The sequence below is a fragment of the Lysobacter sp. Soil_N_23 genome (genome assembly GCF_057656135.1).
This window is the reverse complement of record NZ_JBDGKY010000001.1, coordinates 420,049-427,143: the sequence shown is the minus strand read 5'-3', so window position 1 is coordinate 427,143 and position 7,095 is coordinate 420,049. Positions and strand designations below refer to the sequence as shown.

The following is a 7,095-nucleotide window of genomic DNA, read 5'->3' as shown; positions in this document are numbered from 1 at the left end:
ATCCTGTCCGAAGGCGGGGCGCGGGACATCCATGTCCCGCTGCGGAGCAATCCCCGGCCCGGCGGACGACGCTTCGGCACGTCGATGCGCTGGCTTCGTTTGCCTCCAACCTGCTTCGGTTAACCCACAGCTGGCGAAGAGCCAAAAAATTAAGGCCGAGTTCAATTCCACGGCCTGATGCTGACGGCCTGACCCGGGGGGTTCCGCACCATGATCCGCAAACTACTGATACCTGCACTCGCCGCGACGCTGCTGGCGGGTTGCATCACCGACTACGGCTATCGCGGTTACGGTGGCGCGGGCGATTACTACTACGGTCGTCCGAGCGTCGAGTACCGCTATTACGGTGGGTACGGCGGCGGCTATGGCGGCTACTACGGCGGCTGGGGCGGGTACTACCCGTATGCCTATCCGTACCGCTACGGCTATGGGTATGGTTATGGCTACCCCTATCGCTACGCCTACCCGTACCGCCATGGCTACGGCCCGTACGGTTACCCGGGATACCGGGCCCCGTACTACAACTACCCGCGCTACAGGGGTCACGACGGCGGTCATGGGCACGGTCATGGCCACGACGGTCATGGCTACAACAACGGCAACTACCCGAGCCGGCCCGGCTGGAGCGGCCAGGTGCCGACGCCGCAGCCGGGCGTGCAGCCCGGTCCGCGACCGGGTGGGCAAGTGGGCGGACGCCCCGGGTCGGTGCGTCCGCCGGGGCCGAATGCGAGCAACGAGCCGCGGCCGACGCCTCGAAACGACAAACCACGCCGTCCGTCGGATGGACGCGGACGCGTTCGGCAACTCGAGCCGTGACGGGGTTGCGCAAGCTGGCCGCAATTCACATTTTTCCGCTTGCGTCGCGCCGCAACTGACGGCAATCTGCGCCTATTGACCGATTGCGTCGCTTTTGGACGTAAATCGCAAAGCAGCCCAGCTTCCATGTCGGCGCCCGGCGAGGAACCACGGATCCCCCCTGTTCCGTCCCCGTCGGGCGTCGGCGCCCATTCCGGCCCAGCGCGCCACGCGCGGGCACGTCGAAACAAGCGCAAAGTCCCTCTAGACCCCGCCCAGGCGGGGTCGCGACGTTTGAGAAGGGCATTTCCGGAAATGAGCCAGCCGCGGCGAAGCCGCCCGGAAGATTTCCAGAACCGGTAGCCCCCTTAGGTAAGGGGGCGCGGCGGCAGCCGCAGGGATTGGAAGCTCAGCCCCGGGGCCCAAGGTTTGCGCAGCAAACTTTGGGTTTTTTATAGGCGCAGCCATAAAAAAGGGGGCCGAACGTCCCCCGACATTCGGCCCCCCGGCTTCCCCCGCGAGCGCTTGGCCAGCCCCTGTTCCAAATCCGGCCGGCGATGAGCGCCTGCCCCGCTGGGTGCAATAGATACAAAGCAGGAACCGTGCCAAGTTTCACGTGGCATTCAGACTGACCGGCAGGGCAAACCCGCGTGGCCTAAAATTCGCCAGCGGCGCGAAGCCCCTGCGCGCGAGCGAATATCCCCAGGACCCGATGAGCCAGAACTTCTACCAGTACGACGTGATCGTGATCGGCGGCGGCCATGCCGGCACCGAAGCCGCGCTTGCGTCTGCCCGCGCCGGCGCACGCACGCTGCTGCTGACGCATTCGGTGGAGACCGTGGGTGCGATGAGCTGCAACCCGGCCATCGGCGGCATCGGCAAAGGCCACCTGGTCAAGGAAATTGATGCGCTGGGCGGCATCATGGCGCGCGCCGCCGATGCGGCCGGCATCCAGTGGCGCCGGCTCAATGCGAGCAAGGGCCCGGCCGTGCGCGCCACCCGCTGCCAGGCCGATCGCGCGCTGTATCGCGCCTTCATCCGCCGCGCGGTGGAGACCCAGCCCAACCTCACCCTGTTCCAGGCCGCGGTCGACGACATCGTCTTCGCCGACGGTCGAGTCGCCGGCGCGATCACCCAGACCGGTCTTCGCTTCGAGGCGCCGGCCGTGGTCCTGACCGCCGGCACCTTCCTCGCCGGCAAGGTCCACGTCGGCCAGACCACCTACGCCGCCGGTCGTGCCGGCGACCCACCCGCCGTCACTTTGGCCGCGCGCCTGCGCGAAGGTCCCTTCGTGGTCGACCGCCTCAAGACCGGTACGCCGCCGCGGATCGACGGCCGCACGCTCGACTACTCGGTGATGGAAGAGCAGCCCGGCGACGATCCGCGCCCGGTGATGTCCTTCATGGGCAGCCAGGCCGACCATCCGCGCCAGGTCTCGTGCTGGATCACCCACACCAGCGAGCAGACCCACGAGATCATCCGCGGCGCGCTCGACCGCTCGCCGCTCTACACCGGTCAGATCGAAGGCATCGGCCCGCGCTACTGCCCCTCGATCGAGGACAAGGTGGTGCGCTTCGCCGAGAAGCCCAGCCACCAGATCTTCGTCGAGCCCGAAGGCCTGGACGTGGCCGAGATCTACCCCAACGGCATCTCCACCTCGCTGCCGTTCGACGTGCAGCTGGCGCTGGTGCGTTCGATCCGCGGTTTCGAGAACGCGCACATCACCCGCCCGGGCTACGCGATCGAGTACGACTTCTTCGACCCGCGCGGACTCAAGTCGACGCTGGAGACCAAGGCGATGTCGGGCCTGTTCTTCGCCGGCCAGATCAACGGCACCACCGGCTACGAGGAGGCCGCCGCGCAGGGCCTGCTCGCAGGCGTCAATGCCGCGCGTTTCGTCCACGGCCTGGAGGGCTGGTCGCCGCGCCGCGACGAGGCCTACCTGGGCGTGCTCGTCGACGACCTGATCACGCACGGCACCAGCGAGCCGTATCGCATGTTCACCTCGCGCGCCGAGTACCGCCTGCAGTTGCGCGAGGACAATGCCGACGCTCGTCTGACGCCGGTCGGGCGCGAACTGGGCCTGGTCGACGACGCCCGCTTCGCCCGCTTCGACGCCAAGCGCGAAGCCGTCGCACGCGAAAATACTCGCCTTGGAGCCGTCTGGGCGGCTCCGGGCAATGCCCTGGGTCGCGAGGCCATGGCCGTGCTCGGCATCGAAATCAGCCGCGAAACCAGCGCCCTGGACCTGCTCAAGCGTCCCGAACTCGACTACGCCAAGCTCATGCAGGTGCCGTCGCTCGGCCCGGCAGTGGACGACGCGCAGGTGTCCGAGCAGGTCGAGATCGGCGTCAAGTACGCCGGTTACCTCGATCGCCAGCGCGAGGAAATCGAACGCCAGCGGCGCCACGAAACCACGACCATCCCGCACGACTTCGACTATGCCGCCGTGCGCGGATTGTCGGCCGAAGTGCAGGGCAAGCTCGAGCGCGTGCGCCCGCAGACCATCGGCCAGGCGCAGCGCATTCCTGGCATGACACCGGCGGCGATCTCGCTGCTGCTGGTGCACCTGACCCGCGCACGCCGCGCCCGCGTGGCCTGACATCAGGACGAATGCCGGCGCCGGAACTCACCCGGCGCGCAGCCGGCGTCGCGCTTGAAGAACTTGATGAAGTTGGCCGCCTCGTCGAAGCCAAGCTGCTCGGCGATGGTGGCAACCGGCAGCGCGGTCTGCGCGAGCAGGCGCTTGGCTTCCAGGTTGATGCGCGCGGCGATGAATGCCTTGGCCTGCACTCCGGCAACTTCCAGCGTCGTGCGCGTCAGGCTGCGCTCCGAGCATCCCAGCGCCTTGGCGTAGGCGGCGACCTGGTGCTGGCGGGCGAAGTTCGCTTCAAGCATCTGTTGGAACCGGCGAAATCTTTGCAGGCTGGCTACCGACGCGCCCGACTGCGACGCCTGCCGGCCGTGGCTCAGGTGCAGGCGCAGCAGCAGCGCGTACAACTGGTGGCGCAGCAACGGGTGAAGCTCGTCGCTCGGCCACCCCGATGCCGAGTCGGCGTGCATCCGGACGATGGTGTCGAGTACCGCGCGCAGCTCCTCGCCCTCCAGCGCCATGTGCGTCGGCAGTGCCTGCAGGCTGGCGTGTGCCTTGAGTTCGTCGATCCGCACCGTGGTCTGCAGCGGCGCCAGGAACTCGGGACGGAAGATCACCACCCAGCCGTTCCAGTTGGCCTGCATGTTGAAATGCAGGGCCTGCTCCGGCCGCAGCGCCAGCAACGAACCCGGCCTGCAGGGCACCGGAGTGAAATCCACGGCGTAGTCGAAGCATCCGTCGGTCACACAGATCAGCATGTGGAAATCGATGCGCTGGGTGACGCGGAAGTGCGCGTCATCGACGCGGCCGCGCAAGTCGGCCACCGTGAAAATCTCCACGTCCAGCCCGTACTCGCCAGGCGGCTGGTACGCGACCCGCATGATGCTGTCGCTTTGCCGATTCCGCATCTCAGGATGTCCGAAATTCACAGCTGGCTGTCGTCCAATGACCTGTGAATCATAGGCCTGCTGCGGAAAATGACCACCGACCGCATCGACCGAGAGACAGGACCATGACCATGTCGCCCAAGGCACAGGTAGCGCTGCTGCTCAAGAGCATAGAGACCGGTGAAGCCCACCCGGTCGGTTACATCCATCCCAGCCGCTACGTGCAGCACAACCTGGCGGTCGGTGACGGCCTGGCCGGTTTCGGCGAGTTGCTGGAGCAACTGCCCAAGGGCAGCGCCAAAGTGAACACGGTGCGGGTGTTCCAGGACGGCGATTTCGTCTTCGCCCATACGGACTATGACTTCTTCGGGCCCAAGATCGGCTTCGACATCTTCCGCTTCGACGAAGGCAAGATCGTCGAGCACTGGGACAACCTGCAGGACAAGCCCGCCTCGCCCAATCCCAGCGGTCACAGCATGATCGACGGCACGCTGCTGGTGGTCGACCTGGAACAGACCGAGGCGAACAAGGCACTGGTGAGCTCGTTCCTCGACGACATCCTCATACACGGACGGATGGAGCGGCTGTCGGACTACTTCGACGGCGACCGTTACATCCAGCACAACCCGCATATCGCCAACGGCTTGTCGGCGCTGGGCAGCGCGCTGTACGCGATGGCCCAGCAGGGCAGGGCGATGAAGTACGAGCGCGTCCACCGCATTCTCGGTGAGGGCAACTTCATTCTCTCCGTCAGCGAAGGCCAACTGGGCAGCCAGCACGTCGCCTTCTACGACCTGTGGCGCGTGGAGAACGGCAGGATCGCCGAGCACTGGGACACCATCGAGGCGATCCCGCCGCGCGAGCAATGGAAGAACGGCAACGGCAAGTTCTGACCGCAGGCATCCCATCGGCTCGCAGAGCGCGTTACGCTTGTGCCGATGAAGCCGAGCCTGATCCTCCCACTGCTGCTGTTGCTGCCGGTCGCCTGCGACCGCTCAGCCCCGACCACCGCCAAGTCCGCCGAAGCCGGTGCTGCCACGGCGACGCAAACCGCGCCGCCCAAGGCCACCCAGGCCGTGGCCGAGCCGTGGTCGCTGCCGTCGGGCCTGGGCCTGGCCGCTCAGCCCGATCTCGTGCGCGCGCCCGACGGTTCGCTCGTGCTGGCCTGGATCGAGACCGAAGGCGACCGGCACGCGCTGAAGTTCGCCCGCTACGGCAAGGGCGCCTGGAGCGAAGCCAGGGACATCGCCCGCGGCGACGACTGGTTCGTCAACTGGGCCGACACGCCGCACCTTGCCGTGACGCCGGACGGCGCGTTGTGGGCGCATTGGCTGAAGAAGTCGGCCAAGGCGCCGTACGCGTACGACGTCGCGCTGGTCCGTTCCGGCGATCAAGGTCGCACGTGGTCGCAGGCTGTTCTGGTGAACGATGACGGCACGCCGACCGAACATGGGTTCGTGTCGCTGTGGCCGGCAGCGCGCGATCGCCTCGGCATCGCCTGGCTCGACGGCCGCAACAGCGGCAGCGGGCACGGCCACGGCGGTCACGAGGGGCACGGCGGCGGCGCGATGACATTGCGTGCCTCCCTGTTCGACGCATCGCTCAAGCGCGACGGCGAACGCGAGATCGACACGATGACCTGCGATTGCTGCCAGACCGATGTGGCCCTCGGCGGCCGCGGCCCGTTGCTGGTCTATCGCGATCGCACGCCGGACGAGATCCGCGACATCGCCATCACCCGTCTCCAGAACGACGCCTGGACGCCGGCGCACCCGGTCCACGCCGATGGCTGGAAGATGCCGGCCTGTCCGGTCAACGGCCCTGCCGTTGCCGCCGCCGGCGATGCCGCGCTCGTGGCCTGGTACACCGCCGCCGGCGACATGCCCGCGCTGAAGCTGGCGCGCAGCAACGATGCCGGCGACAGCTTCGCTGCACCGCTCACCGTCGACCAGGGCATGCCGGTGCAGGGACGCGTCGATCTCGCGCTCGATGCGGACAGTGCCTGGCTGCTGTGGACACGCGAGGATGCCGGCGTGCAGTCGTTGCATCTCGCGCGCTACACCCCGGACCTCGGGCGCGAACTGCAACGCGTCGAAGTCGCGCGCCTGCAAGGGCGCGGACGGGCCACCGGCTTCGCCCAGCTCGCACTCGGCGACGACGGCGCCTACGTGGTCTGGACCGACGTGGTCGACGGCAAGCCGCGGCTGCAGGGCCAGCACTACCGGCTGGCGCCATGACCGCCTCCGTCGTCCATGCCAGTTGCCATTGCCGCAGCCTGGTCGTGCAGGCGACGCTGACCCGTCCCGCGCACGACTACGCGCCACGCGCCTGCGATTGCGATTTCTGCCGCAAGCATGGTGCGGCCTGGCTGACCGATCCGGCAGGAAGCCTGCGCTTGCAGCAGCGCGGCGGCGACGCCACCGTGCACTACCTGCAGGGCTCCGACCAGGCCGAGTTCCTCGTCTGCGCCCATTGCGGCGTGCTCGTGATGGCGACTTACCGGAGCGAAGACCGCCTGTTCGCCGCACTCAACGTGCGCGCAATCGAAGGGGCGCCTACCTTCGCGCCAGAGCAGGTCGCGCAACCGCGACTGTTGAGCGCGCAAGACAAGCCGCTGCGCTGGCAGCAACTGTGGTTCGCCGACGTGCGGATCGAGATCGTGTAGGCGGGGAGACGACCGACGTCGTGCCCCGCCCTGCACACCGCTTGATAAATGCGAGTGATTCTCGTTTAATGCGCGGGCCATCTGTAGCCGGATCGAAGGTGGGTTGTCCTTCGCTCCGCGCTTCGCAGTAGCCAGTCCCCGCACCGCGACAGCCA

General features: G+C 67.4%; 6 protein-coding genes. 5 read left to right on the top strand and 1 reads right to left on the bottom strand.

Features of this window, described 5'->3' with window-relative positions:
* The first annotated feature begins 210 nt into the window (after window positions 1-210).
* On the top strand, window positions 211-816 hold the full coding sequence (locus AC3A3X_RS01830) for a hypothetical protein (RefSeq protein WP_487581336.1): 606 nt from the start codon (window positions 211-213) through the stop codon (window positions 814-816).
* A 691-nt stretch (window positions 817-1,507) separates the two neighbouring features.
* Window positions 1,508-3,397, top strand: a complete 1,890-nt coding sequence (gene mnmG / locus AC3A3X_RS01825; protein ID WP_487581335.1) for a tRNA uridine-5-carboxymethylaminomethyl(34) synthesis enzyme MnmG — start codon at window positions 1,508-1,510, stop codon at window positions 3,395-3,397.
* 2 nt (window positions 3,398-3,399) lie between these two features.
* Here mnmG and AC3A3X_RS01820 read toward each other — a convergent pair whose 3' ends face one another.
* Window positions 3,400-4,296: an AraC family transcriptional regulator gene (locus tag AC3A3X_RS01820; RefSeq protein WP_487581334.1), complete on the bottom strand. Its 897-nt coding sequence runs from the start codon at window positions 4,294-4,296 to the stop codon at window positions 3,400-3,402.
* A gap of 110 nt (window positions 4,297-4,406) precedes the next feature.
* Between AC3A3X_RS01820 and AC3A3X_RS01815 the strand changes: the two genes are divergently transcribed.
* The 3 genes from AC3A3X_RS01815 to AC3A3X_RS01805 are packed head-to-tail and all read left to right on the top strand — an operon-like array spanning window position 4,407 to window position 6,940.
* Window positions 4,407-5,168 carry a nuclear transport factor 2 family protein gene (locus tag AC3A3X_RS01815; protein ID WP_487581333.1) on the top strand — a complete coding sequence of 254 codons (762 nt, stop codon included), beginning with the start codon at window positions 4,407-4,409 and terminating at the stop codon, window positions 5,166-5,168.
* 45 nt (window positions 5,169-5,213) lie between these two features.
* Complete coding sequence (locus tag AC3A3X_RS01810; RefSeq protein ID WP_487581332.1) at window positions 5,214-6,512, top strand: hypothetical protein; 1,299 nt, start codon at window positions 5,214-5,216, stop codon at window positions 6,510-6,512.
* Window positions 6,509-6,940 carry a GFA family protein gene (locus AC3A3X_RS01805; protein ID WP_487581331.1) on the top strand — a complete coding sequence of 144 codons (432 nt, stop codon included), beginning with the start codon at window positions 6,509-6,511 and terminating at the stop codon, window positions 6,938-6,940. The genes AC3A3X_RS01810 and AC3A3X_RS01805 overlap by 4 nt, the downstream gene beginning before the upstream one ends.
* The last annotated feature ends 155 nt before the right edge of the window (window positions 6,941-7,095 follow it).